The 25,236-nt window shown below is 71.5% G+C and carries 21 protein-coding genes; 9 read left to right on the top strand and 12 right to left on the bottom strand.

The annotated features are described in order from the left end of the window. Positions 1–29 precede the first annotated feature (29 nt). A complete protein-coding gene (locus tag ACFW9O_RS26965) occupies positions 30–908 on the top strand; it encodes an oxygenase MpaB family protein (protein ID WP_384612853.1) in 879 nt (292 codons plus the stop codon). Then, entirely contained in the window at positions 905–2,344 is a 1,440-nt protein-coding gene (locus ACFW9O_RS26960) for an aldehyde dehydrogenase family protein (RefSeq protein WP_384612851.1), read from the top strand. The genes ACFW9O_RS26965 and ACFW9O_RS26960 overlap by 4 nt, the downstream gene beginning before the upstream one ends. 6 nt (positions 2,345–2,350) lie before the next feature. Here the strand turns inward: ACFW9O_RS26960 and ACFW9O_RS26955 are convergent, their stop codons facing one another. Beyond that, positions 2,351–2,983 (bottom strand): TetR/AcrR family transcriptional regulator, encoded by a 633-nt coding sequence (locus ACFW9O_RS26955; protein WP_351170239.1) that lies wholly within the window; start codon positions 2,981–2,983, stop codon positions 2,351–2,353. Positions 2,984–3,084: 101 nt separating this feature from the next. Here ACFW9O_RS26955 and ACFW9O_RS26950 point away from each other — a divergent pair, with 101 nt between their 5' ends. Next, positions 3,085–4,248, top strand: coding sequence for an acyl-CoA dehydrogenase family protein (locus ACFW9O_RS26950; protein ID WP_384612849.1), 1,164 nt, complete (start codon positions 3,085–3,087; stop codon positions 4,246–4,248). Between the two features lie 6 nt (positions 4,249–4,254). On the opposite strand, the gene ACFW9O_RS26945 is transcribed toward ACFW9O_RS26950, so the two are convergent. Both ACFW9O_RS26945 and ACFW9O_RS26940 read right to left on the bottom strand, forming a co-directional pair. Next, positions 4,255–4,731 carry a macro domain-containing protein gene (locus tag ACFW9O_RS26945; RefSeq protein ID WP_384612847.1) on the bottom strand — a complete coding sequence of 159 codons (477 nt, stop codon included), beginning with the start codon at positions 4,729–4,731 and terminating at the stop codon, positions 4,255–4,257. Between the two features lie 42 nt (positions 4,732–4,773). Further along, positions 4,774–6,606, bottom strand: coding sequence for an AMP-dependent synthetase/ligase (locus ACFW9O_RS26940; RefSeq protein ID WP_384612845.1), 1,833 nt, complete (start codon positions 6,604–6,606; stop codon positions 4,774–4,776). Between the two features lie 165 nt (positions 6,607–6,771). Here ACFW9O_RS26940 and ACFW9O_RS26935 point away from each other — a divergent pair, with 165 nt between their 5' ends. After that, positions 6,772–7,506 (top strand): MerR family transcriptional regulator, encoded by a 735-nt coding sequence (locus ACFW9O_RS26935; RefSeq protein WP_384612844.1) that lies wholly within the window; start codon positions 6,772–6,774, stop codon positions 7,504–7,506. 19 nt (positions 7,507–7,525) lie between these two features. Here the strand turns inward: ACFW9O_RS26935 and ACFW9O_RS26930 are convergent, their stop codons facing one another. The 5 genes from ACFW9O_RS26930 to ACFW9O_RS26910 are packed head-to-tail and all read right to left on the bottom strand — an operon-like array spanning position 7,526 to position 14,325. After that, on the bottom strand, positions 7,526–9,697 hold the full coding sequence (locus ACFW9O_RS26930; RefSeq protein WP_384612842.1) for a 3-hydroxyacyl-CoA dehydrogenase NAD-binding domain-containing protein: 2,172 nt from the start codon (positions 9,695–9,697) through the stop codon (positions 7,526–7,528). A gap of 39 nt (positions 9,698–9,736) precedes the next feature. Further along, positions 9,737–10,951: an acetyl-CoA C-acetyltransferase gene (locus ACFW9O_RS26925; protein ID WP_384612840.1), complete on the bottom strand. Its 1,215-nt coding sequence runs from the start codon at positions 10,949–10,951 to the stop codon at positions 9,737–9,739. 50 nt (positions 10,952–11,001) lie between these two features. Beyond that, positions 11,002–12,144: an acyl-CoA dehydrogenase family protein gene (locus ACFW9O_RS26920; protein ID WP_384612838.1), complete on the bottom strand. Its 1,143-nt coding sequence runs from the start codon at positions 12,142–12,144 to the stop codon at positions 11,002–11,004. Between the two features lies 1 nt (position 12,145). Beyond that, entirely contained in the window at positions 12,146–13,180 is a 1,035-nt protein-coding gene (locus ACFW9O_RS26915; RefSeq protein WP_384612836.1) for an LLM class F420-dependent oxidoreductase, read from the bottom strand. After that, positions 13,180–14,325: a CaiB/BaiF CoA transferase family protein gene (locus ACFW9O_RS26910; RefSeq protein WP_384612834.1), complete on the bottom strand. Its 1,146-nt coding sequence runs from the start codon at positions 14,323–14,325 to the stop codon at positions 13,180–13,182. The genes ACFW9O_RS26915 and ACFW9O_RS26910 overlap by 1 nt, the downstream gene beginning before the upstream one ends. Positions 14,326–14,530: 205 nt before the next feature. Between ACFW9O_RS26910 and ACFW9O_RS26905 the strand changes: the two genes are divergently transcribed. After that, positions 14,531–15,721: a saccharopine dehydrogenase family protein gene (locus tag ACFW9O_RS26905; RefSeq protein WP_384612832.1), complete on the top strand. Its 1,191-nt coding sequence runs from the start codon at positions 14,531–14,533 to the stop codon at positions 15,719–15,721. 43 nt (positions 15,722–15,764) lie between these two features. Here ACFW9O_RS26905 and mmpA read toward each other — a convergent pair whose 3' ends face one another. Both mmpA and ACFW9O_RS26895 read right to left on the bottom strand, forming a co-directional pair. Next, on the bottom strand, positions 15,765–15,911 hold the full coding sequence (mmpA, locus tag ACFW9O_RS26900; protein ID WP_384612830.1) for a morphogenic membrane protein MmpA: 147 nt from the start codon (positions 15,909–15,911) through the stop codon (positions 15,765–15,767). 142 nt (positions 15,912–16,053) lie between these two features. Further along, positions 16,054–16,716: an endonuclease V gene (locus tag ACFW9O_RS26895; RefSeq protein ID WP_384612989.1), complete on the bottom strand. Its 663-nt coding sequence runs from the start codon at positions 16,714–16,716 to the stop codon at positions 16,054–16,056. A gap of 71 nt (positions 16,717–16,787) precedes the next feature. Here ACFW9O_RS26895 and ACFW9O_RS26890 point away from each other — a divergent pair, with 71 nt between their 5' ends. Then, positions 16,788–17,087 carry a YciI family protein gene (locus ACFW9O_RS26890; RefSeq protein WP_384612828.1) on the top strand — a complete coding sequence of 100 codons (300 nt, stop codon included), beginning with the start codon at positions 16,788–16,790 and terminating at the stop codon, positions 17,085–17,087. 6 nt (positions 17,088–17,093) lie between these two features. On the opposite strand, the gene ACFW9O_RS26885 is transcribed toward ACFW9O_RS26890, so the two are convergent. Beyond that, the gene (locus ACFW9O_RS26885) at positions 17,094–18,185 is read right to left on the bottom strand and encodes a WD40/YVTN/BNR-like repeat-containing protein (RefSeq protein ID WP_384612826.1); all 1,092 of its coding nucleotides are present in this window, start codon (positions 18,183–18,185) and stop codon (positions 17,094–17,096) included. Positions 18,186–18,367: 182 nt separating this feature from the next. On the opposite strand from ACFW9O_RS26885, the gene ACFW9O_RS26880 reads away from it, so the two are divergent. From ACFW9O_RS26880 to ACFW9O_RS26870, 3 genes are all read left to right on the top strand, one after another. Then, complete coding sequence (locus ACFW9O_RS26880; protein WP_384612824.1) at positions 18,368–18,781, top strand: SsgA family sporulation/cell division regulator; 414 nt, start codon at positions 18,368–18,370, stop codon at positions 18,779–18,781. A gap of 248 nt (positions 18,782–19,029) precedes the next feature. Next, on the top strand, positions 19,030–20,676 hold the full coding sequence (locus ACFW9O_RS26875; protein ID WP_384612822.1) for an ABC-F family ATP-binding cassette domain-containing protein: 1,647 nt from the start codon (positions 19,030–19,032) through the stop codon (positions 20,674–20,676). Positions 20,677–20,830: 154 nt separating this feature from the next. Next, positions 20,831–21,805, top strand: coding sequence for an acyl-ACP desaturase (locus tag ACFW9O_RS26870; RefSeq protein WP_384612820.1), 975 nt, complete (start codon positions 20,831–20,833; stop codon positions 21,803–21,805). Positions 21,806–21,827: 22 nt separating this feature from the next. Here the strand turns inward: ACFW9O_RS26870 and ACFW9O_RS26865 are convergent, their stop codons facing one another. After that, entirely contained in the window at positions 21,828–25,214 is a 3,387-nt protein-coding gene (locus ACFW9O_RS26865) for a hypothetical protein (RefSeq protein WP_384612818.1), read from the bottom strand. Between the last annotated feature and the right edge of the window lie 22 nt (positions 25,215–25,236).

Here is a 25,236-nt window from a genome sequence, read left to right as displayed (position 1 = left end):
GGCTCCACCCACAGAGGAGGTTGCCCGCCATGGGCCGCTACAGCCGACTGCGCGAGATACGCCGTATGGATCCCGCCCGCGACTGCGCCGAGATACTCCGGCTGATGTCGCAGTACGAGTTCCCGTGGGACTACCGGCAGGGCATCAGCGTCGCCTTCCTGCGCGACTACGGCGTCCCGAGAATCTCCGTACTGCTCGACCGCACCCAGGAGTTCGAACGCCACGGCCAGAAGCGCTACGACGACACCGTCCTGTTCGGATACGAGATGGCGGCCGAAGGCTTCGACTCCGAGCGCGCCCGCGCCGCCGCCAGGCATCTCAACCGCATCCACGGCAAGTACCGCATCCCGAACGAGGACTACCTCTACGTGCTGGCCACGACCGTCGTCGGCCCCAAACGCTGGATCGACCGCTTCGGGTGGCGTCCCCTGTGCGCGCAGGAGGCCGGGGCGCTGGCGGAATCAGGACGGCGCATGGCCGCCATGATGGGCATCGAGGGCGCTCCCGACACGTACGAAGGGTTCGAGAAGCTGCTCGACTCCTACGAGGCCCGGATGTTCGCGTACGACCCGGCGAACCGCCGGGTCGCCAACGCCACCTTCCGGGTCATGGCCGCCTGGTACCCGGGCCCGCTGCGCCCCCTGGTGGCCAGGCTCTCGCTCGCCCTGCTGGACGAGCCGCTCCTGCGGGCGCTCGGTTTCCCGGTCCAGCCCCGGTGGTTACGGGCGACGGCCGTGCGGTTGGTGCGCATCCGGTCGCACGGGGTGCGTCTGCTGCCCGCCCGACCACGCCGGCTTCCCTCCCGTCCCAGGCCCCGCAGTTACCCGTTCGGATACCAGCTCGACGACCTCGGCCCGCACTGGGCACAGAGCCGCCCGCTGGAACCCCTGCCCATGGAGAAGACATGACGACCCCGAAGGACCATCACGTCCACGGCATCGAGGACATCCGCGCCGCTGTGGCACGGGCAAGGAACGCCGGCCGGAGCTGGGCCGCGCTCGGACCGCGTGAGCGGCGCTCGGCGCTGCTGCGCTGGAAGCGGACACTCGCCGAGCGCACCGACGAGTTCGCCGGACTGATCGCCTCCGAGACCGGCAAGCCGCAGCACGACGCCCGCGCCGAGGTGCTGCTGACACTGGTCCATCTGAACTGGGCTGCGCGCAACGCCCACCGGGTGCTGGGCCGGCGCCGGGTGCCGTCCGGTGTGCTGTCGGTCCATCAGCGGGCGCTGCTGGCCTACCGCCCGCTCGGGGTGATCGGGGTGATCGGGCCGTGGAACTACCCGCTCTACACGCCGATGGGTTCGATCGGCTACGCCCTCGCTGCGGGCAACGCCGTGGTCTTCAAACCGTCCGAACTCACTCCCGGGGTGGGGGTTCTGCTGGCCCGGAGCTTCGGGGAGGCCGTCCCGGACCACGCGGACCTGCTGCGGACGGTCACCGGCCCGGCTTCCACCGGCGCCGCCCTGGCCGGCGCGGACGGTCCGGCCGGTGTGGACAAGATCGCCTTCACGGGATCGCCCGGCACCGCCCGCAAGGTCGCGGCGGCCTGTGCGACCACGCTCACGCCGCTGCTCGCCGAGTGCGGGGGCAAGGACGCGGTACTGGTCGCGGCCGACGCCGATCTGGACGCGGCGGCCGATGCGATCGTCTGGGGTGCGATGGGCAACGCCGGCCAGACCTGCGCGGGTGTGGAGCGGGTGTACGCGGTGGCGTCGGTGCACGAGGAACTGTGCGCGCGCATCGTGCGCAGGGCGCGGGCGCTGACTCCCGGCGAGGCGTACGGACCGCTCACCCTGCCCTCACAGCTGGGCGTGGTGGAACGCCACGTGAAGCAGGCACTGGTGGACGGGGGCCGGGCCGTGCTCGGCGGCCCCGACGCGCCGCCGACGCGAACGGTGGGACCGGTGGTCCTGACCGGCGTACCGGAGGATTCCCCGGCCGTGACGGAGGAGACCTTCGGCCCGGTCGTCGTGGTGAATCCGGTGCGCGACATGGACGAGGCCGTCGAGCGGGCCAACGCGTCGGCCTACTCGCTGGGGGCCGCCGTCTTCACCCGCTCCCGGGCGGCCGGGCTCGCGGTGGCCGGTCGCCTCGACTCCGGTGCGGTGTCGGTCAATTCGGTGCTCGGCTTCGCCGCGATTCCCGCACTGCCGTTCGGCGGCGCGGGCGAGTCGGGGTACGGACGGATCCATGGCGAGGAGGGGCTGCGGGCCTTCGCGGCGCCGCACTCCGTCACCGTACGGCGGTTCGCACCGGCGGTGGACCTGACCTCGTTCGCGACGCCCCGGGCGAAGGCCGCACGGGCGGTCGAGCTCGGCAGGAGACTGCACGCCCGGTTCTGAGGTCGGTCACCCGGTGCTGAGCAGCGGCACCAGATAGCGGCGGGCGAAGGCACGCACCTGCTCGTCGTCGTCGAGCTCGAAGCAGCTGACCGGGTTGAGGAGGAAGGAGACGGTGATCCGCACCATGAGCTCGGCGACCGGTGTCGGATCCGTCTCCGGCCGGCCCTCCGCGCGCTGCGCACGGCGCAGCCGGTCGGTGAGGTATCCGCGCATCGCGAGGAAGGCCGGACCGCTCTCCAGGGTGAGGAAGGGGAGCATGATCTCCGGCTCCAGCTTCAACAGCCCTCCCACCAGAGGGTGTTCGCGAATGTGCTGGAGGACGGCGACGAAGCCGGCGACGAGCCGGTCCTCCATGGTGGGCAGGGCGGCCACGGCGTCGTCGACGTCCATGACGAAGCGGCGGTATTCGCGCAGCAGGCAGGCCGAGACCAGGCTGTCCTTGTTGCCGATCCTCCGGTACACCGTCACCCGCGAGACCTTGGCCCGCTTGGCCACGTCGTCGACGGTCGAGCGGCGCAGCCCGAAGGTCATGAACTGCTCGCGTGCCGCGTCGAGGATCTGCTCGCTCAGCGCGTCCGACGGCGGCGACTCGATCAGCGCGCGGGCCAGCAGTGCCTCGTTCGTGCTCCGTGCCGACATGGGCCCTCCCCGTTCCACCGTGACCACTCAACCACAACGGCGACAGAACACAGATACCCAGAACGTCGCTTTGTAACTTTCTCCCCTTCAGGAGGTACTCCGTGTCCATCGACCACGCACTCCCCCGCTCCCTTTCCGCCGAACAGCGGGCTTTCGTCGCCGCGTTGCGGGACTTCGCCCGGCGCGAATGCGGTACGCGCGAGCAGCGCGACGCCCTGACGGCCGAGACGGGCGGGCCGCACGCCCCGTCGCTCTACGCCCGGCTGGCGGAGCTCGGCTGGCTCGGTGTGTGCCTGCCGGAGGCGTACGGGGGCGCGGGCGGCGGGATGACCGACGCCTGCCTCTTCCTGCGGGAGACGGCGCGGGGACTCGTCCCGGCCGGCGGGTTCGTCACCTCGGTGATCACCGCGAAGGCCTACGAGCGGTTCGGCAGCGAGGAGCAGCGCAAGGCGGCGCTCGGGGGTGCGGTGTCCGGGCAGGTCCTCTCCATCGCGATGTCGGAGCCGGATGCCGGATCGGATGTCGCCGCGCTGCGGTGCCGGGCCGAACGGACCCCGGAGGGCGGCTGGCTGATCAACGGCCACAAGACCTGGATCTCCAACGCCCATCTGGCCGAGCACATCCTGCTGGTGGCCCGCACGGACAGCGGCGGGGCGAAGCACGCGGGGCTGACCATGTTCCATGTGCCGGCCCGCACGCCGGGGATCGGGATCCGGCCCATCGAGACGATGGGCGGACGCGAGGTCAACGACGTGTACTTCACCGACGTCCGGCTGCCGGCCGACGCCGTGGTCGGCACGGTCGACCGGGCCTGGACCCAGCTGATGGCGGGCCTCAACGCGGAGCGGCTCTTCCTCGCGGCGAACATGCTGGGGCTGGCGGAGCGGGTGCTCGACGACACGGTCGCGTACGTGCGGGGGCGCGAGCAGTTCGGCCGCCCGGTCGGCTCCTTCCAGGCGCTGCGGCACCGGCTCGCCGACCTGGCGACCGAGATCGAGTGCGCGCGGTTGCTGGTCTTCGACGTGGCGGCGGCCTGCGATGCCGAGCCGGAGCAGCTGTTCCCGCGCGAGGCGTCCATGGCGAAGCTCAAGGCGACCGAGACCGCGAAGCTCGCGGCGCTGGAGGGCATGCAGATGATGGGTGGCTACGGCTACGCGACCGAGTACGACATGCAGCGCCATCTCCGGGCTGCGGTCGTGTCGACGGTGTACGGCGGGACCAGCGAGATCCAGCGCGACATCATCGGCAGGAGCTACGGGCTGTAGATCCGGCTATCCGTGGTCGTACACCGTCACGGCGATGCCTCGGTCCGTGAGCCGCGCGGCGACGAGGGGTTCGACCCTCGCCCACGTGCCGCCCGCCAGCCCGCAGCCGATGCGGGGCATATGGACCGAGGCCCCCAGCTCGCGGGCCTCGGCGGCGACCTTCTCCAGCCCGGCGTCGATCGCCGCGTAACGCACCGGCACCCCCTTGCTGCCGGTGCGTATCCCCCGCTGCCCGACCAGGTTCGCCACCCAGGTGTACGGGTCGGCCTGGACGAACTGGACGGCGCCCAGGCCGAAGTCGTTGCCCGCGCGCTCGCGGTGCCAGCGGCGGTACGCGGCTTCCGGCTCGGGCCAGCGGCGGGAGAGGGCCAGCACGAAGCCCTTCCCCCAGCCGCCCAGGTCGTTGCAGCAGTGCACGATCAGCTTCACGCCCTTGCCATGGGGTGTGGTCGCGTCGCCCTGTACGTAAGTGATCCCCGACATGACCTCACCGTACGGACCAGCACTGACAGTCCACCCGGAGGCTCAGTTCTCGCCCTCCTCGTACAGTGCGTCGAGCACGTCGCCGTACTGCTCGCGGATCACCCGGCGGCGCAGCTTCAGCGACGGGGTCAGTTCGCCGGTCTCCGGGCTCCACTCCTGCGACAGCAGCCGGTAGCGCTTGATCTGTTCGGTACGGTTCAGCCGGGCGTTGGCCGCCTCGACGGCCCGGGCGATCTCCTCGCGCACCGCGGGGTTGTCGGCGTACGCGGCCGGACTCCCGTCGATGCCGCGGGCCGCCGCCCAGGCCGGGGCCATCTCCGGGTCGAGGACGAGCAGGGCCACCAGGTAGGAGTGTCCGTCGCCGTGGACGAGGGCCTGTCCGATCAGCGGGTGCTCCTTGAGCGTGTTCTCGACGAGTGCCGGGGAGACGTTCTTGCCCGTCGACGTGATGATCATTTCCTTCTTGCGGTCGGTCAGCCACAGATAGCCGTCGTCGTCGATCCGGCCGATGTCCCCGGTGGGGAACCATCCGTCGGCGTCCAGCGCCCCGTCCACCGTGCCGTCCTCACGCAGATAGCCCGCGAAGACGGTTCCGCCCCGGACCAGGATCTCGCCGTCGTCCGCGATCCGGAGTTCGAGCCCCTCCAGCGGCCGGCCCACCGATCCGAGCCGGAACGCCGACGGGCTGTTGGTGGTGAACACCCCCACGGTCTCGGTGAGCCCCCAGGCGTCCATGACGACGATGCCGAAGCCCGCCCAGAAGCGGACCACGTCCAGCGGCATCGGCGCGGAGGCGCTGGCCGTCCAGACCAGCCGGTCGAAGCCCGCGAGGGCGAGGATCGGGTCCAGGACCTCCGCCTTGGCCCGCCGGTAGGCGGCCTCCAGCCCCGCGGGCGGCTCCTCGCCCCGCTCCCGGTACGAGACGTGTTCACGCGCCGTCCCGCCCGCGGCCTCGATCACCGCCCGCCGGTCCGCCGGCAGTCCGGCCAGGGCGGCCCGTACGCTTGCGGCGAGCTTCTCCCACACCCTCGGTACCCCGAAGAACTGGGCCGGCCGCAGGGCACCCGCGGTGGCCGCCACCGCCGCCGTGTCCGCGCACAGATGGACGTGCGAGGCCCGGAAGACCGGCAGGTAGATGCCGAGCATCCGCTCGGCGATATGGGCGAACGGGAGGTAGCAGATGTGCTCGACGTGGTCGGGGAGCTCCACCACCTGGTCCAGGGCCAGCGCGTTGACCACGACGCTGCGGTGCGTGATCGGGACGGCCTTCGGGTCACCGGTGGTGCCCGAGGTGTAGACGACCGTCAGGGGATCGTCCGCGCGTGACTCCCGCCAGGCCTTCTCGAAGGCATCGGCCGTGTGCAGCCGCGCTCCGGTGGCGTGCAGGGACGTGTAGGTCGTGTGCGCACCGGCCCCGTCCGGCTCCACCACGACAAGCTGCTCCAGCGGTACCGCCGGGTCCGCCAGCAGGGGCTCCCAGCGACCACGCTCCCGTGCGCCCTCGATGACCGCGAACCGGGCCCGGCTGTGCCGGGCGATGTGCGCGACCTGTTCGGGGGCGGCGGTGCCGTACACCGTCACGGGGACGGCTCCGAGGTGGGTGAGGGCCAGGTCGCTCAGCCAGTGTTCGGGCCGGTTGCCCATCATCATGAGGACCTGCTCGCCGCGCTCCACCCCGAGGGCGGCATAACCGGCGGCGAGCACCGCGGTCTCCTGGCGCACCTCCTGCCAGCTGAGGGTGGTCCATCCGCCGTCGTCGCCCGCGGCGCGCCAGGACAGGGCGGGAAGCCCGCCGTGGTCCTCGGCGTTGCGCAGCAGCAGGGCCGGGAGGGTGAGTTGATCGGGTTCGGTGGGAAGTCGCAGGATCGTGGTCACGGCCGCCTCCTGTCGCCATCGGCCGGACCGCACGGTCCGTACCGGGGGGTGAGACTGTGCTTCGATGGTGCCGGACACTTTCACAACAGTGGTGAGACAGCAATACTGTTGCACCTGATTGGTGCGCAGGCACCGCAGCCCAGCGGCCGGCGACAAGGAGCAGACATGGCGACCGGGACCGATGAGCCGACGCTCACCGTCGATGAACTGGCTGCGCGCGCGGGGGTCACCGTACGCACCGTGCGTTTCTACAGCACCAGAGGGCTGCTGCCGCCCCCGGAGATCGGGCCGCGCCGGGTCGGGCACTACGGACCCGGTCATCTCTCACGGCTCGCCCTGATCGAGGAGCTCCAGCACCAGGGCATGACACTCGCCGCGATCGAGCGGTATCTGGAGCAGCTGCCGCCGGATCTGAGCGCGCACGACCTGGCCATCCACCGGGCCCTGGTGGCCTCCTGGGCGCCGGACTCCGCGGAGGACATGCCGCGGGCGGAGCTGGAGCGGCGCGCCGGCCGGGCGCTCAGCGGCTCGGACGTGGACCGGCTGTCGGCGATGGGGGTGCTCGAGCGCCCCGGCGGTCCCGATGACGACACCTGCCGGGTGGATGTCGGGCTGCTGCGGCTCGGGGTGGAGCTTCTGGACGTGCCGATCGCGCACGAGACGATCCTGGCCGCGCGCACGGTCCTGCTGGAGCACACCCGGTCGGCCGCCCATGAGCTGTCACGGCTGTTCCGGGACGAGGTGTGGAATCCGTACCGGGAGCGGGAGCAGGACCCGGAACACCTGAAGGCGATGAAGTCGCTGTCCGCCCATATGCAGCCGATGGTGCTGCAGGCGCTGGTGACGGCGTTCCAGAGGTCGTTGAAGGAGGAGCTGCGGGCCGCGTTCACCGCGGAGTGAACGCGGCCCGTGCCGGGGGTCAGTCGTGGAAGGTCTCGCCCTTCTCCGCCTTCTCCAGGAGCAGGGCGGGCGGAAGGAAGCGGTCGCCGTAGCGCTCGGCGAGCTGCCGGGCGCGTGCCACGAAGCCGGGCAGGCCGCCCTCGTACCCGTTGATGTACTGGAGCACCCCGCCGGTCCAGGCCGGGAAGCCGATGCCCATGATGGAGCCGATGTTGGCGTCGGCGACGGTGATCAGGACGTTCTCCTCCAGGCAGCGGACACTGTCCAGGGCCTCGGAGAAGAGCATCCGCTCCTGCATGTCGGCGAACGGGACGTCCGTGTCCGCCTTCACGAAGTGCTCGCGCAGACCCGGCCAGAGGCGCGCGCGCCTGCCGTCCTCGTCGTACTCGTAGAAGCCCGCGCCACCGCTGCGTCCGGGGCGCTCGAACTCGTCGACCATCCGGTCGATGACGGCGTCCGACGGGTGCGGGGTCCACGTACCGCCCGCCTCCTCGACGGCGCGCCGGGTCTCGTTGCGGATCTTGCGGGGCAGGGTGAGCGTCAGCTCGTCCATCAGTGAGAGGACCTTGGCCGGGTAGCCGGCCTGGGCGGCCGCCTGTTCGACGGACGCGGGCTCGACGCCCTCGCCGACCATGGCGACGCCCTCGTTGATGAAGTGACCGATGACGCGCGAGGTGAAGAAGCCGCGTGAGTCGTTGACGACGATCGGGGTCTTCTTGATCCGGCGCACCAGGTCGAAGGCACGGGCCAGTGCCTCGTCGCCGGTCTTCTCGCCCTTGATGATCTCGACGAGCGGCATCTTGTCGACGGGTGAGAAGAAGTGCAGACCGATGAAGTCGACCGGCCGGGTGACGCCCTCGGCGAGCACGGTGATGGGCAGGGTCGAGGTGTTGGAGCAGAGGAGCGCGTCGGGCTCGACGATGTCCTGGATCTCCTGGAACACCTTGTGCTTGAGCGCGGTGTCCTCGAAGACGGCCTCGATCACGGCGTCGCAGCCCGCGAGGTCGGCCGGGTCGCCGGTCGGGGTGATGCGGGCCAGCAGCTCGTCGCGCTTCGCCTCGGTCGTGCGGCCCCGGGAGAGCGCCTTGTCGAGCAGCTTCTCGCTGTACGCCTTGCCCTTGGCGGCGGCCTCGGTGGAGACGTCCTTGAGGACGACGTCGATGCCCGCGCGGGCGCAGGAGTACGCGATGCCCGCGCCCATCATCCCGGCGCCGAGGACGGCGACCTTGCGGATCGGACGCTCCGCGATGCCCTTGGGGCGGCTGGCACCGGAGTTGACGGCCTGGAGGTCGAAGAAGAACGCCTGGATCATGTTCTTCGAGACCTGGCCGGTGACCAGCTCGGTGAAGTAGCGCGCCTCGATGGTCAGCGCGGTCTCGAAGTCGACCTGCGAACCCTCGACGGCCGCGGCGAGGATGTTGCGGGGCGCGGGCATGGGTGCGCCCGCGAGCTGCTTCTTCAGGTTGGCCGGGAAGGCGGGCAGGTTGGCCGCGAACTTCGGGTTGGACGGGGTGCCGCCGGGGATCCGGTAGCCCTTGACGTCCCAGGGCTGCTGCGACTCGGGGTGGGCGTCGATGAAGGCGCGGGCCTTGTCGAGCATCTCCTCGGGTGTGGCGGCGACCTCGTGGATCAGGCCGTTCTCCAGGGCACGCTGCGGGGTGTACTGGGTGCCCTGGAGGAGGACCTTGAGCAGCGCGTCGGCGATGCCCATCAGCCGTACGGTGCGGGTGACACCGCCGCCCGCGGGCAGCAGGCCGAGGGTGACCTCGGGCAGGCCGATCCGGGAGCCGGGGGCGTCCAGGGCGATGCGGTGGTGGGCGGAGAGTGCGATCTCGTAACCGCCGCCGAGCGCGGCACCGTTGATCGCGGCGACGACGGGCTTGCCGAGGGTCTCGATGCGGCGCAGGGACCTCTTGATCGCGGTGCCCGCGTCGAACGCGTCCTGCGCGTTCTCGGGACCGATCTTGATCATGTCCTTGAGGTCACCGCCGGCGAAGAAGGTCTTCTTCGCGGAGGCGTAGATGATGCCCCGGATGGAGTCCTTCTCGGCCTCGGCCCGGTCGGCGACGGCCTCGATGGAGTCCCTGAAGGCCCGGTTCATCGTGTTCGCCGACTGGTTGGGGTCGTCGAGTACGAGGGTGACGACGCCGGTCTCGTCCTGTTCCCAGCGGATGGTCGTGCTCTCGGTCATGTCTGTTCTTCTCCGTAAGCAGGGGTGGCCGGGGGACGGTCAGAGACGCTCGACGACGGTGGCGACACCCATGCCGCCGCCGACGCAGAGGGTGACGAGGCCGTAGCGCTTGTCACGCCGCTCCAGTTCGTCGATGAGCGTGCCCAGGATCATCGCGCCGGTCGCGCCGAGCGGGTGGCCCAGCGCGATGGCGCCGCCGTTGACGTTGACCTTGTCGAGGGAGAGGCCCATGTCCCGCACGAAGCGCAGGACGACACCGGCGAACGCCTCGTTGATCTCGACGAGGTCGATGTCGTCGATGGTGAGACCGGCCTTGGCCAGCGCCTTGCGGGTGGCCGGTGCGGGCCCGGTCAGCATGATGGTGGGCTCGGATCCGGAGACGGCCGCGGAGACGATCCGGGCGCGCGGGGTGAGGCCGTAGCGCTCGCCGACCTCCTTCGAGCCGATGGCGACGAGGGCGGCACCGTCCACGATGCCGGAGGAGTTGCCCGCGTGGTGGACGTGGTCGATCTTCTCGACCCAGTGGTACTTCTGGAGGGCGACGGCGTCGAAGCCGCCCATCTCGCCGATCGCGGCGAAGGACGGCTTGAGGGAGGCGAGCGAGTCGGCGGTGGTGCCGGGCCTCATGTGCTCGTCGTGGTCGAGGACGAGCAGGCCGTTGCGGTCCCTGACGGGTACGACGGAGCGGGCGAAGCGCTCGTCCTTCCAGGCCGCGGCGGCGCGCTCCTGGGACAGCGCGGCGTACTCGTCGACGTCCCTGCGGGAGAAGCCCTCGACGGTGGCGATGAGGTCGGCGCCGATGCCCTGCGGGGCGAAGCCGGTCTCGAAGCTGGTCATGGGGTCCATGGCCCAGGCGCCGCCGTCGGAGCCCATCGGCACGCGGGACATCGACTCGACGCCACCGGCCAGGACGAGGTCCTCCCAGCCCGAACGGACCTTCGCGGCGGCGAGGTTGACGGCTTCCAGGCCCGATGCGCAGAAGCGGTTCTCCTGGACGCCCGCGACGGAGTCCGGGAGTCCCGCCGCGATCGCGGCGATACGGGCGATGTCGGAGCCCTGGTCGCCGAGCGGGCTGACCACGCCGAGGACGATGTCGTCGATGGCCGCGGGGTCGAGGTCCGGGAAGCGGGCCCGGATCTCGTGGATGAGGCCGACGACGAGGTCGATCGGCTTGGTTCCGTGCAGGGCGCCATTGGCCTTGCCGCGACCGCGCGGGGTGCGGATCGCGTCGTAGACGAACGCTTCGGTACTCAAGACAGCAGCCTTTCGAGGGTGGTTGCGCAACAGGGTCGGCGGGAGCCGGGTCAGCCGAGCAGCGAGCGGCCGATGATCTCCTTCATGATCTCGGTCGTACCGCCGTAGATGGTCTGGATGCGGCCGTCGGTGAACGCCTTCGCGACCCGGTACTCGGTCATGTAGCCGTATCCGCCGTGGAGTTGGAGACAGCGGTCGGCGACGCGCTTCTGCAGTTCGGTGGCCCACCACTTGGCCATCGAGGCGTGTACGGCGTCGAGCGTCCCGGCCGAGTGGTCGACGATGCACCGGTCGAGGAAGGCCCGGGTGACGGCGCACTCGGTGGCCATCTCGGCGATCTCGAACCTGATGTGCTGGAGCTTGGAGAGCGGGCGCCCGAAGGCTTCGCGCTCCTTGACGTACTGGGTGGTGATCTCCAGGAGGTACTCGGCCGCGGCGATTCCGGCGACCGCTATGCCCATCCGTTCCTGGGCCAGGTTGGTCATGAGGTGGATGAAGGCGCCGTCGAGCTCACCGAGGAGGTTCTCCTTGGGCACGCGCACGTCGTTGAAGAACAACTCGGCGGTGTCCTGGGACTTCTGGCCGATCTTGTCGAGGTTGCGGCCGCGCTCGAAGCCTTCCGTCCCGCGTTCGACGACGAGCAGCGAGAGGCCCTTCGCGCCGCCCTCCGGCGAGGTCTTGGCGACGACGATCACCAGGTCGGCGAGGATGCCGTTGGAGATGAAGGTCTTCGAGCCGTTGAGCAGCCAGTGGTCGCCCTTGTCCTCGGCGGTGGTGCGGATGCCCTGGAGGTCGGATCCCGCACCGGGTTCGGTCATGGCGATGGCCGTGATGATCTCGCCGGAACAGAAGCCGGGCAGCCAGCGCCGCTTCTGCTCCTCCGTGCCGAGTCCGGTGAGGTAGGGGCCGATGATGTCGTTGTGCAGGCCGAGCGCCAGCCCCGCGACTCCGGCCCGGGTGAACTCCTCGGCCAGCACGGCGCTGTAGCGGAAGTCGGCATTGCCGCCGCCCCCGTACTCCTCGGGTACGGCGAGGCCGAGCAGCCCCTGCCGGCCGGCCGCGAGCCATGCCTCGCGCGAGACGATGCCGTCCTTCTCCCACTGTTCGTAGTACGGGAGCGCCTCCTTCGTCAGGAAGGTGCGGACGGTCTCGCGGAACGCGTCGTGCTCTTCGGTGAAGATCTGCCGCTGCACTTCAAGCCCCCTGGAGCCAGTTCTTGACGGTGGAGATCAGGCGGGCCGGCTCGGGGCCGACGGGCGTGACGTTGAGCATGGTGACGCCGGCCTCGCGGAAGGCCTCGATGCGGTCGCGTACGTACCCCTCGGGCCCGCAGAGCGACATGAGCTCGCAGAATTCGTCCGGGACGGCGGCCTCGGCCTCCTTCTTCTTCCCCGAGAGGTAGAGCTCCTGGATCGTGGCGGCCTCCTTCCCGTACCCGTAGGCGACGGCGAGGTCGTTGTAGAAGTTCTTGCCGGGTGCGCCCATGCCTCCTACGTACAGCGCGATCTGCGGGCGGGCGAGGTCCCTGAGGGCCGCGGCGTCGTCACCGATGGCGAGCAGGCCGCCCGCGACGGTCTGCAGCGGGCCGAGTGCCGGGTCACGCTTCGCCGCGCCTTCGGCCAGGGCGCCGCCCCAGACCTGGTGGGCCTTCTCCGGGATGTAGAGGGTGGGCAGCCAGCCGTCGGCGATCTCGGCGGTCAGTGCCACGTTGGCGGGGCCGAGGGAGGCGATGTAGAGCGGAATGTTCTCGCGGACCGGCCGGGTGAGGATTTTCAGCGGCTTGCCGAGCCTGCCGCCCTTCTCCTTGGGCAGCGGCATGTCGGTGATGCCGTGGTGGTCGATGACCTCACGGCGCCAGATCCGCCGGCAGAGCTCGACGGTCTCGCGGGTCCGGCCGAGCGGCTTGTCGTACGGCTTGCCGTGCCAGCCCTCCACGACCTGCGGGCCGGACGCGCCGAGCCCGAGAAGGGCCCGGCCGCCGGAGACCGCGTCGAGTCCGGCTCCGGTCTGGGCGATGAGGGCGGGGGTGCGGGAGTAGACGTTGAGGATCGCCGCGCCGATCTTCATGCGCTCGGTGCGGGCGGCCAGATATCCCATGATCGAGGGCGAGTCGAAGCCGTACGCCTCGGCGACCCAGACGGCGTCCAGTCCGGCGGATTCCAGTGCGGCGACCTGGTCGCAGGCGGCGCGCGGGTCGCCCGCGTAGTTCAGCGGGAGGGAGAGTTCCATCAGTCGGTGCCGTCCTTCTTCGGGAGGGCCCGCAGGCTCGTCACGTCCCAGTCGCGGGCCACGTCCTCGGTGTCCGCGCCGGGCCGGGCGGGCCCGCTGCGCACACGGGAGGGGGTGGCGGAGAACCGGGGAGCGGGCGCGGGCTGGGTGAGGCCGCCGTGCTCGACGTAGGTGGAACGGGCGGCGAGGTGCGGGTGGTGAGGCGCCTCGCGGAGCGAGAGGACCGGGGCGACGCAGGCGTCCGTGCCTTCGAAGGTCTCGGTCCACTCGGCGCGGGTACGGACCCTGAAGCGGTCGGCGACGAGGGTGCGCAGATCCGCCCAGCGGCTGAAGTCGTTACGGTCGGGGGCCTCGTCGGCGATCCCGAGCAGCTTGGCGAACTGCTCGTAGAACTGCGGCTCCAGTGGTCCGACCGCCATGTACTCGCCGTCGGACGTCTCGTAGCAGCCGTAGAAGGGGCAGCCGCCGTCGAGGAGGTTGGAGCCGCGCCGGTCCTGCCAGCTGCCGGCCGCCAGCATCCCGTGGATCATCGTGGCGAGGTGGGCGGCACCGTCGACGATGGCGGCGTCCACCACCTGGCCCGTGCCGCCGGGCGTGCGGGCGTGCTGGAGGGCGGCGAGCACACCGACGACGAGGTAGAGCGAACCGCCCGCGTAGTCGCCGACCAGGTTGGCGGGCACCGTGGGTGGCTCTCCGGGTCTGCCGATCATGGAGAGGGTGCCGCTGAGCGCGATGTAGGCGATGTCGTGGCCGGCCCGTTCGGCCAGTGGTCCGTCCTGGCCCCAGCCGGTCATCCGCCCGTAGACGAGCTGCGGATTGCGGTCCAGACATGCGGCCGGCCCCACGCCGAGGCGTTCGGCGACGCCCGGGCGGTAGCCCTCGATCAGGATGTCGGCGCGCGACACGAGGTCCAGTACCTGCCCCGCACCGCCGTCGGCCTTGAGGTCGACGAGGACCGAGCGCTTGTTGCGGTTGGTGAGGTCGTACGCGGGATCGATCCCGAGCGCCGCGCCGCCGGGCCGGTCGACGCGCACCACATCGGCGCCGAGGTCGGCCAGGAGCATCGCGGCGAACGGTCCCGGGCCGATGCCCGCCAGTTCGACGACGCGCACCCCGGCCAGTGGACCCTGCCCTGTCGTTGCCATCAAGCCCCCAGCAGTGTGACACAACTGATGTAACATCGATGATGTTAAGAAGGCTCCGCGCTCCGCACAACCCTTTTGGCCGAGCAAGCGCTTAGTTCCTTCTCAGGGATCCTCTCGCACCGAGGCCCTCCCGGCTGCACAGCGCCACGAACCCCTCCGCTACCCTCTGCCTGCTACATCGGCGCCGGCCCCTGCGGAGGCACTCATGAACAGGCAGAACGGGGCAGAACGCCCCTATGACGTCATCCTTTTCGGCGCCACCGGCTTCGTGGGGACACTCACCGCCGCGTACCTGGCGGAGCACGCACCGGACGGCTTCCGCTGGGCCGCGGCGGGGCGCAGCCGCGCCAAGCTCGAAAAGCTGCGCGAGAACCTCACCGCGATCGACCCGCGCTGCGCGGAGCTGCCCCTGCTGACAGCCGATGCCGGCGACCCCGCCACGCTGCGCGAACTCGCCGAGTCCGCACATGTGGTGGCGTCGACGGTGGGCCCGTACGTCTGGTACGGCGAGGGGCTGGTCGCGGCCTGCGCCGAGGCGGGGACGGATTACGCCGACCTCACCGGCGAGGCGGAGTTCGTCGACCGGATGTTCCTGGAGCACGACACGAGGGCCCGCGAGACGGGTGCCCGGATCGTGCACGCCTGCGGCTTCGACTCCGTACCGCACGACCTCGGCGTCTACTTCACCGTCAAGCAGCTCCCCGAGGACGTTCCGCTGACCGTCGACGGCTACGTCCGCAGCAACGCCGTCTTCTCGGGCGGCACGTTCGCCTCGGCGCTCACCGCGATCGGCCGCGGCCCGCAGATGATCCGGGCCGCGAAGGAACGCCGTCTGCACGAGCCGCGCCTGGTCGGCCGGCGGGCTCGCGCCCCGCAGGGCTCACCCCACTTCAGTCCGGCGACCGGAACGTGGGCACTGCCGCTGCCGACCCTCGACCCTCGTGTCGTGGAGCGGTCGGCGCGGGCGCTGGAGCGCTACGGCCCCGACTTCCGCTACCGGCACTTCGCCTCCGTGAAGCACCTTCCGGTGGCGCTCGGCGGCACCGCGGCTCTGGGGGTGCTCACGGCGGCCGCCCAGATCCCCGCCGTTCGCGGCTGGCTGATGGACCGCTACGAACCCGGCACCGGCCCCGGCAAGGAGCGCAGGGACCGCAGCTGGTTCACGGTGCGCTTCGTCGGCGAGGGCGGTGGCCGCCGGGTCTTCACCGAGGTCTCGGGCGGCGACCCGGGCTACGACGAGACCGCGAAGATGCTCGCCGAGGCCGCCGTCTGCCTCGCGCTCGACGACCTGCCGAAGACATCGGGGCAGGTCACGACCGCCGTGGCGATGGGCGACGCGCTCCTGGAACGGCTGACGACGGCGGGGCTGGGCTTCCGCGTCGCGGCGGTGCTCTGAGCGGGGCGCGGTTCCCTGGGCGTACGGGAGGGCACCGGCCGGGTCAGAGCATCCAGGAGGCGAGGGTGCAGACCATGGAAACGGTCCAGGCCGCTCCCGCGACAACGCCCAGGGTCATACCCACGGCAACGCCGCGCTGGGACAGACGTACGGTTCCTGCGTTCATGGGAGGTGCGTGGTGGTCGATCATGTGTACCAGCCTGCCCCCTATGTTCGACGAACAACATCCGCTCATGTACTCAGATGGAAACAGTTCCGGCGGCCGGGATCGGGACGGCCGGGCCTTGCGGCCGTGCCTTGGCGGCCGTGCCGGGACGGACCTGCGACGGCGGTCAGGCGACGGCCTCCCGCAGGGCCGCCCGGCACAGGGCGTCGGCCCGGCGCGTGGTCTCCGGCTGACGGAAGTCGCGCGCCAGCAGCAGTGTGTGGGCGCAGGCGTTGTCCAGGCCGGTGCGGTGCCCGACGGAGACGAAGACGGGCTTGGTGTCGTCCTGGGTGCGCAACGCCCGGCCGACCACCTCGTCCCCGTCCATGAGCGGGGTGGAGTCCCCGCGCCGGGGCCCCGGTTGCTCGTAGCGGAAGGTGAACGGGTTCTTGGCGACGCCGATGACCGCGAGGCCGGTGAGGACGCCCAGATGGCTGGCGAGTCCGAACCTGCGCGGGTGCGCCCGGCCGTAGCCGTCGCAGACGACGAGCCCGGGGTCGACGGGCAGCGCCTCCAGCGCGGCGAGCACGGTCGGGATCTCCCGGAAGGCCAGGAGCCCGGGGACGTACGGGAAGGTCACCCGGCCCCGCGCGGTCGACTCCGCCACCACCTCCAGGGTCGCCGCGTCCAGGACCACGGCGGCCGCCACGACGACGTCCCGCTCGTCGTCGTAGGCGACGTCGACACCGGTCACCCGGCCGGTACCGGGCCGCGGCCCCGGTTCGTCGAGCACCACCCGGGTGCGCAGAGTGTCCTGGACTGCGCGTGCTTCGGCCTCGTCGGCGGGCATGGTGAAAGTCGTCATGGTGCGGTTGAGTCTAGGGACCCCCGGGTTCCCGTCGGTCCCGTAGCCTGGCGATCATGTTCGTACTCGAGTTGACCTACACCGCACCGGTCGAGCGCGTCGACGCACTCATGCAGGAACATGTCGCCTGGCTCGACACCCATTACACGGCCGGGGTGTTCATCGCGTCCGGGCGCAAGAACCCGCGTGACGGCGGCGTGATTCTCGCGGTCGGGGACGATCGCGCGCGGATCGAGGAGATCGCGGCGACCGACCCGTTCGCGGCGCACAAGGTGTGCGCGTACCGGATCACGGAGTTCCTCGCGACGAAGACGTCCGAGGGACTGGCCCCCTACCGGCAGCAACTGCCCGGATAGGCGCGGCTATCCGAGCCGGGCGACGCGTCCCTTCTCGCCCGCTGCCCAGCAACCGCCGTCGGCCGCGCAGTTCACCGTGTCGTACGAACCGGTGTCGACCGTCCTCCAGGTGCGTCCGCCGTCCAGCGTCAGATCCGTGCCGGTCGGGCCGACCGCCAGCGCCACCGACCTGCTGTGCGGGAGCCAGGCGACGCCCGAACGGTAGGCCGGTGGCGCAGTGGTGGCGGTCCGCCAGGTACGACCGCCGTTGCCGGTGACGGCCGCGGCGTCCGGCGAGGCCTGGTCCGCGCGGTAGTCGCCGCCGACCGCGATGCCGTGCGTGCGGTCGCGGAAGGCGAGGCCGAAGACTCCGCGCGCGGGGTCCCCGGCCGGGATGGGCGACGCGGTCTCGGACCAGGTCAGCCCGCGGTCACCGGAGTGCAGCACCCGGGCGGTGTCCGCACCGCCGGTGGCGAGCCACACATCCTTGGCTCCCGAGCTGACGAGACACTGACCGCTCGCCGCGAAACCGGCCTCGCCGGGGCGGGCGGCAGGCATGCCCGCGTCGGGCAGCACCTTCCAGTTCCGCCCCCCGTCGGAGGTCGACAGGATGCGGAACTTCCCGTCCACCGGGTCGCTCATCGCCAGCCCGTTGCGGCTGTCGAAGAAGGTCAGGCAGTCGTAGAAGGCACGGGAGTCGCTGTTGCGGAAGGACTCGGTCCAGGTCGCGCCGCCGTCATCGGTGCGCAGGACCCTGGACGCCTCGCCCTCACCGATGGCCAGGACCACCGCCCGCCGCCGGTCGAAGGCCTCGATGTCGCGGAACTCCAGGTCCGCCGCTCCGGGCGGCGAGACGTCGCGCCAGTGCCGGCCACCGTCGGCCGTACGCAGCACCGTGCCCTTGGACCCCGCGGCCCAGGCGTCGTCGCGGCTGACCGCGGCGAGGCCACGGAAGCGCGCGTCCGTGCCTGTGTCGGTGAGTTCCCAGGCCGGCCGGTGGCCCCGTTCACGCTGCTCCGCGGGTGCGGCCTGCGCCGACGGTACGGCCAGAGCGGCGGTCACGGCCGCACCGCACAGGACCAGTGACATCAGTCGTCTCGTCTTCCCCATGGCCATCATGGCGCTGGAAGCTAGTCCACGGGCGGACCGCCGTCCAGGGCGCATCGGACGAAACGGGGCAGGAGGACAGAAGCCGGCAGGCGGTGACGCAGCTCACGCCCCCTGCCAGTGCACGGATCGTGGAGTTCCGTCGTCTACTCCATTGCCGGGAACCGTTCATCCGACGCGAGAGGGAGCAGGTCTTGTCCAGCGTTATCGAGCAGTCCGTGCAGGCCCGCATGGTCGCATCCGCTCCGCGGATGGAAACCCTGCCCGCCACCCTGAGTTACGACCGCAAGGACCCTTTCGCCGTCCGCATGGCCTTCCCGGCCCCTGCGACCCTCGAGGGCACCGAGGTGTCCTGGGAGTTCTCCCGTGAGCTGCTCATGGCCGGGATGGACGGACCGGCCGGCGTCGGTGACGTAAGGGTGCGGCCTTTCGGCTACGACCGCACGGTCCTGGAGTTCCACGCCGTGGAGGGCATCGCCATGGTGCACGTCCGCACGTCGGAACTGCGCCGCTTCCTGAAGCGGGCCCAGGTGCTGGTCCCGGTGGGGGACGAATACCGCTTCCTCGACCTCGACCGCGATCTGACGGATCTGCTCGACGGGTCCTGACCCACGCGGCAGAGGTGGGTCCTGACCCATCGGGCCGCGGGGTCCCGGAAAATGCGGTTGCAGAGCCGCACGACCCGCTCGTAGCGTGAGTGCTGCCCTGTTGTCGTCGGATCGGAGAAGGACGTTGCTCCACATCTGAGGTGTCCGTACACCGTGCCGCGCGCGTGCTGTTCCGTGCGCGGGCCCGAGTGCGACCTCATGTGTCCGAGCCGTTCTCCGAGATTCTCCGACGCAGCCGGGAGACCTTCGTGCCTGCACCCACAACTCACCTCACCTGTTCGTCCCTCTCCTTCGCCTGGCCCGACGGCGGCGACGTCTTCGAGGACTTCCACCTGGCCGTCGGTCCCGGACGGACCGGGCTCATCGGCCTCAACGGCTGTGGCAAATCGACCCTGTTGCGCCTGATCGCCGGTGAACTCACCCCTACGGGCGGCCACATCACAACGGCCGGCGACATCGGCTACCTCCCGCAGAACCGCGCCCTGGACACCGCCCTGCGCGTCGACGCGGTGCTGGGCATCGCCGGGAAGCGGAACGCTCTGAAAGCCATCGAGTCGGGCGATGTCCGCGAGGAGCACTTCACCGTGGTCGGTGACGACTGGGACGTGGAGGAGCGCGCCCGTGCCACGCTCGACCAACTGGGCCTCGCAGGTGTCGGGCTCGACCGGACCATCGGCGAGATGTCGGGCGGCGAGTGCGTGCTGCTGCGGCTGGCCGCGCTGCTGCTGGCACGTCCGCCGGTCCTGCTGCTGGACGAGCCGACGAACGACCTCGACCTGCACGCCCGTGGGCGGCTGTACGACGCGGTCGACGCATGGACCGGTGTCCTGGTCGTCGTCAGTCACGACCGGGAGCTGCTGGAGCGGGTGGACCGGATCGCCGATCTGAGGGACGGCACGGTCACCTGGTACGGCGGCAGCCTGACGGCGTACGAGGAGGCGCTCGCCGTGGAGCAGGAGGCCGCCGAGCGGATGGTGCGGGCCGCGGAGGCCGATGTGCGGCGGCAGAAGCGCGAACTGTCCTACGCACACATCAAGTTGGCCCGTCGCAAACGGTACGGGCAGAAGATGTGGGACACCAAGCGCGAGCCGAAGGCCGTCATGGGCCAGCGCAAGCAGACGGCGCAGGAGTCGGCCGGCAAGCACCGCGTCCTGCATGCGGAGCGCCTGGCGGACGCGGAGGAGCGGCTCGAGGAAGCCGTCGAGGCCGTGCGGGACGACGACGCGATCCGGATCGAACTCCCGCACACCCAGGTGCATCCGGGTGGCGGTGTCCTGGTGCTGCGCGATCTCGAACTGGCCCACGGCGCCCGGGTGCGCGGGGAGTTCGACCTGCGCGGCCCGGAGCGGATCGCGTTGGTGGGCCGCAACGGCTCGGGCAAGACGACGTTGCTGCGCACGATCGCCGGCGAGCTGGCGCCACGGTCCGGAGAGGCGGTCGTCCATGTGCCGGTGGGCTTTCTGCCCCAGCGTCTGGACGTGCTCGACGACGGGCTGTCCCTCGTGGACAACGTGGCGCGGTACGCGCCGGGCGCCTCGGCCAACCGGATCCGGGCGAAGCTCGCGCACTTCCTGTTCAAGGGGGCGCGGGCGGACCTGCCCGCGGCGACGCTGTCGGGCGGTGAGCGGCTCCGGGCGACCCTGGCCGCCCTGCTGCTCGCCGATCCGGCACCCCGGCTGCTGATGCTGGACGAACCGACGAACAGTCTCGACCTGTCCGGCGTGCGCCGCCTCACCGCCGCGCTGGCGGGTTACGAGGGTGCGCTGATCGTGGCGAGCCACGACCTGCCGTTCCTGCAGTCGCTGGGGATCACCCGGTGGCTGCTGCTGGAGGCGGGCGAGCTGCACGGAATCTCCCCCGCAGACCTAGCCCGGGTCCTGGGCCGTGAGGTATGACTTACCCCTCGACATCCGGCCCCGACCTGCGGATATAACGGTACGTAAACGGGCACCGCGAGGACCGGGCTTGGCTACGGCCTTACTGCCGCCTTAACCTACGGTCACGTAACCTACGAAGCCGTAGGTAATTCTCCCGTCCCCAGGAGCCCCCGTGACGATCACCTCTCCCCAACTCGGCAGTTCGAAGGCGTGGACCGACGCCCAGCTGCTGTACGCGCTGGAAGAGGTGGTGGAGAAGGAACTCAACCGCCATCTCAAGGTCGCCAAGGACTGGATGCCCCACGAGTACGTACCGTTCTCCGACGGCCGGAACTTCACCGGCGTCTTCGAGGACGGCGAAGCATGGGAGACCAGCCAGTCCAAGGTCACCGACATCGGCAGGATCGCGCTCGTCGTGAACCTGCTGACCGAGGACAACCTCCCCAGCTACCACCACGAGATCGCCTCCCTCTTCGGCCGCGACGGCGCCTGGGGCACCTGGGTGCACCGCTGGACCGCGGAGGAGGGCCGCCACGGCATCGTGATGCGCGATTACCTCCTCACCTCGCGCGCGGTCGACCCGGACAAGCTCGAGCAGTTCCGCATGGCGCACATGGCGGAGGGCTTCGAGTCCGACAACCGCCACTCCATGCTGCACTCCGTGGCCTACGTCGCCTTCCAGGAGCTCGCGACCCGCGTCTCGCACCGCAACACCGGCCACCAGTCGGGCGACCCCGTCTGCGACCGGATGCTGGCCCGGATCGCGACCGACGAGAACCTGCACATGGTCTTCTACCGCAACCTGCTGGGTGCCGCCTTCGAGCTCGCCCCGGACCTCACGATGCAGTCCGTGCGCGACGTGGTCGTCAACTTCCGGATGCCCGGTCACGGCATGCCCGGCTTCGAGCGCGCCGCCGCGCAGATGGCCATCGGCGAGATCTACAACATGCGCATCCACCACGACGACGTGATCCAGCCCGTGCTGCGCTACCTCAAGGTCCTCGACATCGACGGACTCGGCCCGGAGGGCCTCCAGGCGCAGGAGGAGCTGGGCCTGTACATGAGCGGGCTGGACAGGGAGGCGTCGAAGTTCGACGAGAAGCTGGCCCTGCGCAAGGCGCGGATGGCGGCCCGCGCGAACGCCTGATCCCGCAGGACGGTGGCGGCGCTCACTCGGGCGCCGTCACTTCCGCGTAAGCGGCGTCACGCACATCGGCCACCGGGTGCTGGCGCAGGGCGCGCAGCTGGGTCCGCCAGGGCCCGGTCCAGTCGGTGCGCCGTCCCGCCGCCGCGGTGATCGCGGCGGCGAACAGCCCTTCGGCCGGACCGCCGCTCCCGGTGAGCCGGCCGGCGACGGCGAGCAGGACGTCCGTGTCACCCGCCCCGGAGCGGTTCACATCGCCGATGCGGGCGCCGAGCGTCCGTGCGATCCGGGCGGCCTGGACCGGGCGCCCTTCGAGCAGCCCGGCCAGCCGGACGAGCTCCGCGTGCAGGGCTTCGGGGCCGGTGTCCAGGTCGACGGCGCAGACCAGCAGCCGGGCCGCCTGCGGTACGAAGTCCCGGTGGTGCGCGAGGGTCTCCCCTGCCGCCGCGAGGAGAGGGCGTTCCGAGGCCCGCCGGGTCACGGCCGACGCCGTGAGAGCGTCCACCGCGCGGACGATCCGCTGCCGTGCGGGCCGGTCCCGCTCGGCTCCCGCGTCGTCCGCGGTGTCGTTGGTGGACAGGGCCAGGAGCGCGCAGTTCAGCGCGGCGGCGGCCTCCCCTCCTGCCATGGCGGCTCCGACGAGCGCGTCGGTGGCCGACTGCCAGGTGCCGCGCCGGCCGAGGTCGCTCACCGCGTCCACCAGCACATCGCACGCCCCGGGCGCCCAGGGCACCCACTGGGCCAGCGCCCGGTGAGCGAGGGCGGCCAGCTCCTCGTCGTCGGTCGCACACACCTCCTGCACCAGCCGGGCGTAGCGCGGCCGGTGCCGCTCGGGCAGCAGGACCGGGTGGGCCCGCAGGACGGCGTTCCGCAGGCGCCGCTCGCCGCGCGCCGCATCGGCCATCACCTCCCACATCGCCTCGTTCCCGAGCAGGTCCGTGCCGAACGCGACGCAGACGGCCCGCACGTCGGGGTGCTGGTCCGGCATCGCGTAGGCCTCGGCGAGGACCTGTGCGGCCTGGGCGGAGGGCAGCCGGATCGCGGCGAGCCGGACCATCTCCTTGCGGCTGGTCACCTTGCCGGTACCGGGCGCCGTACGCTCGCGCAGCAGTGCGGCGAGCCGCGAGGGGCGCACGTGCCGGGAGGCGCGGCTCGCCGCGAAGACCGCGACCCTCGCCTCGTCGCCGCCCAGGCGTGCGAGCAGATCGGGCAGTACGTCAGCGGGGCGGTCCGTGCGGGCCAGTGCCGCCAGCGCGGCCTCGGCGAGCACGACCTCCGAAGACGCCAGCCAGCCCCGTACCGCGTCGGCCCCGGTCTGCGGAATGCGGGCCAGTTGCCCGATCGCCGCCTGCCGGGCGTACAGGGGAAGCTTCTCGTCCTGTGCGGTCCGCTCCAGTCCGCGCGCCGCGGCGCTCTGCTGCTCGGGAGTCCAGCGGACGACGTCCGCGCCGACAGGCACGTGCCACGGCGCTCCCGGGGTGAGGAACCTTCCGTACGGCGGGCTGTCGCCGAGCACCCGGCCCAGGAGGTCCGTGCGCCGCCGGGTGAGCACGCCCATCACCGCGGGCAGCGCGGCTGCCGAAGGTTCGCGTGCCAGGATCCGCTCGACGCGCTCGTCACGGTGGGCGGCCGGCTCCAGCCACAGGCCGATCGCGGTGCGTGCGGTGCCCGCGCTTCCGTAGCGGACCGCCTGCCACAAGAGTTCCTGGAGCTCCGGCATGTCCGCGGCACGGCGTCCGACGGCCCGGGTCAGTGCGAAGACGAGGGCGTAGTCGGCCTTCTCCGCGCCCGCTTCCAGCCAGGGCCGCAGGGCCTCGAACACCGTGTGTTCCTGTCCCCGGCGCAGGGTGCGGTCGAGCCTCCCCAGGCCGGCGTCACCGGCGTTCCCGTACAGCCGGACGAGGGTGCGGAGCGCCCAGTTGAGCAGGGCGCGCCTGCCGGTGGTGGCGTGCTCGCGCAGGACACCCAGGGCGAGTTGGCTCAGATTGCCCCGCGTGGACGCGGAGGAGTCGCGGGCCTCGACGGCGTCGGTGGCGATCCGGTCCAGCAGGGGTTCCACCTCGTCGGTGAAGAGCGCGGGCGGAGTTCCGAGGAGTGCGAACAGTGCGGCGGCCCTGACCGGATCCTGTTCCGAGCGCAGCCGGAGCATGTCCTCCAGGACGGTGGCGACGGCTGCCGGGTCGCCGGAGCGGCCCGCGTTGCCTATCAGCAGCGGCCAGGCTTCGGCGCGGTCCTCGGCGGCGGGCCGGTGGGTCGCCGCCAGCAGGCGCTCCCGTACCTCGGCGACCGGCAGGAACGACTCCGCGAGCAGGACGGTGCTCCAGTGCCCGCCGCGGGTCCTCGCCCGGTCGGCCATGCGACGGGCCGGACCCGCCACGTGGCTTCGGGGCAGTGCGCCGAGGAGTACGGCGTCCACGGTGATGACGGAGCCCTCTCCCTGTCCGGCGACGACGGCGTCGTGGAACGCGCCGCGACGGGACGGCGGGAGGGCGCGGACGAGGCGGTCGAGGATGCCGTGATCCAGCACGTGCCGGCCGTACTCGGTGAGAAGCGCATCGGGAGCCGTGACGGCCAGGCGCCGCAGGAGCGTCCCGCTGAGCGCGCCGCTGCGGGCGATCGCGAAACTGTCCGGTCCACGGAGCAGCTTGAGCGTCCGGGCCGGGTCGGCCGAGGCGAGGACGCCCAGCCTCATGCGCAGCGGCGGCGGGAGGTTCGTCGGGCCGTGGCGCTCGAGCAGGTCGAGTACGCGGTGGGGCAGCCTCGCCGCGGCCGTGGCGACCGCGCGTTCGTGCCCGCAGCCCTGCCACCAGGCGTCGCGCATCGACTCGGGCCGGCCGGCGAGGTCCCGTTCCGCAGCGTCGAGGAACGGGCCGGGGTGGTGGCGTCCGAGCGCGGCCCAGCCGGTCACCGCGGGGAAGAGGCCGGGCAGGAGCCTGCTCACGGTCGCGGTGGAACAGCCCCGGAGCAGCCGGGCCGCCTCCGCGTCGCCCCACCTCTCGCGCAGTGGCTCGATCAGCCGGTCGGCGAGCTCGGTGCGGCCGTCGCTGACGACGGCCTGCAGGAGCCGGCGGCGTACGACGGCCGGGGCGTCGGCCAGCGCCGTCTCGTACGCCGTGTCCGGTACGCCCGCGGAGAGTGCCGCCCGCAGGGCGTGGCCCCGCACGAAGGAGTCCTCGTCGCCGATGCGGGCGGCCAGCCAGTCGCGGTCGCCGCCCACGGACGCGGCGACGACAGCGAGCCCGCGTTCGTAGGGGCCCCCGGTCTCCAGCTCCTCCAGGACGGGACGCAGCACCCCGTCCGCGGTGAACCTCCGGGCGTGTGCCGCCACTTCTCTCATGCGCTGTGGATGGGCGAGGCAATCCACGGCGTCGAGGAGTGCGCAGACGAGGGCGACTGGCCGGGCGTCGGTCATGCGGCGATTCTGCCGTGCGAGG

This window comes from Streptomyces sp. NPDC059499, assembly GCF_042749285.1.
Classification (GTDB): domain Bacteria; phylum Actinomycetota; class Actinomycetes; order Streptomycetales; family Streptomycetaceae; genus Streptomyces.
This window is presented reverse-complemented; position numbering and strand designations above follow the sequence as displayed.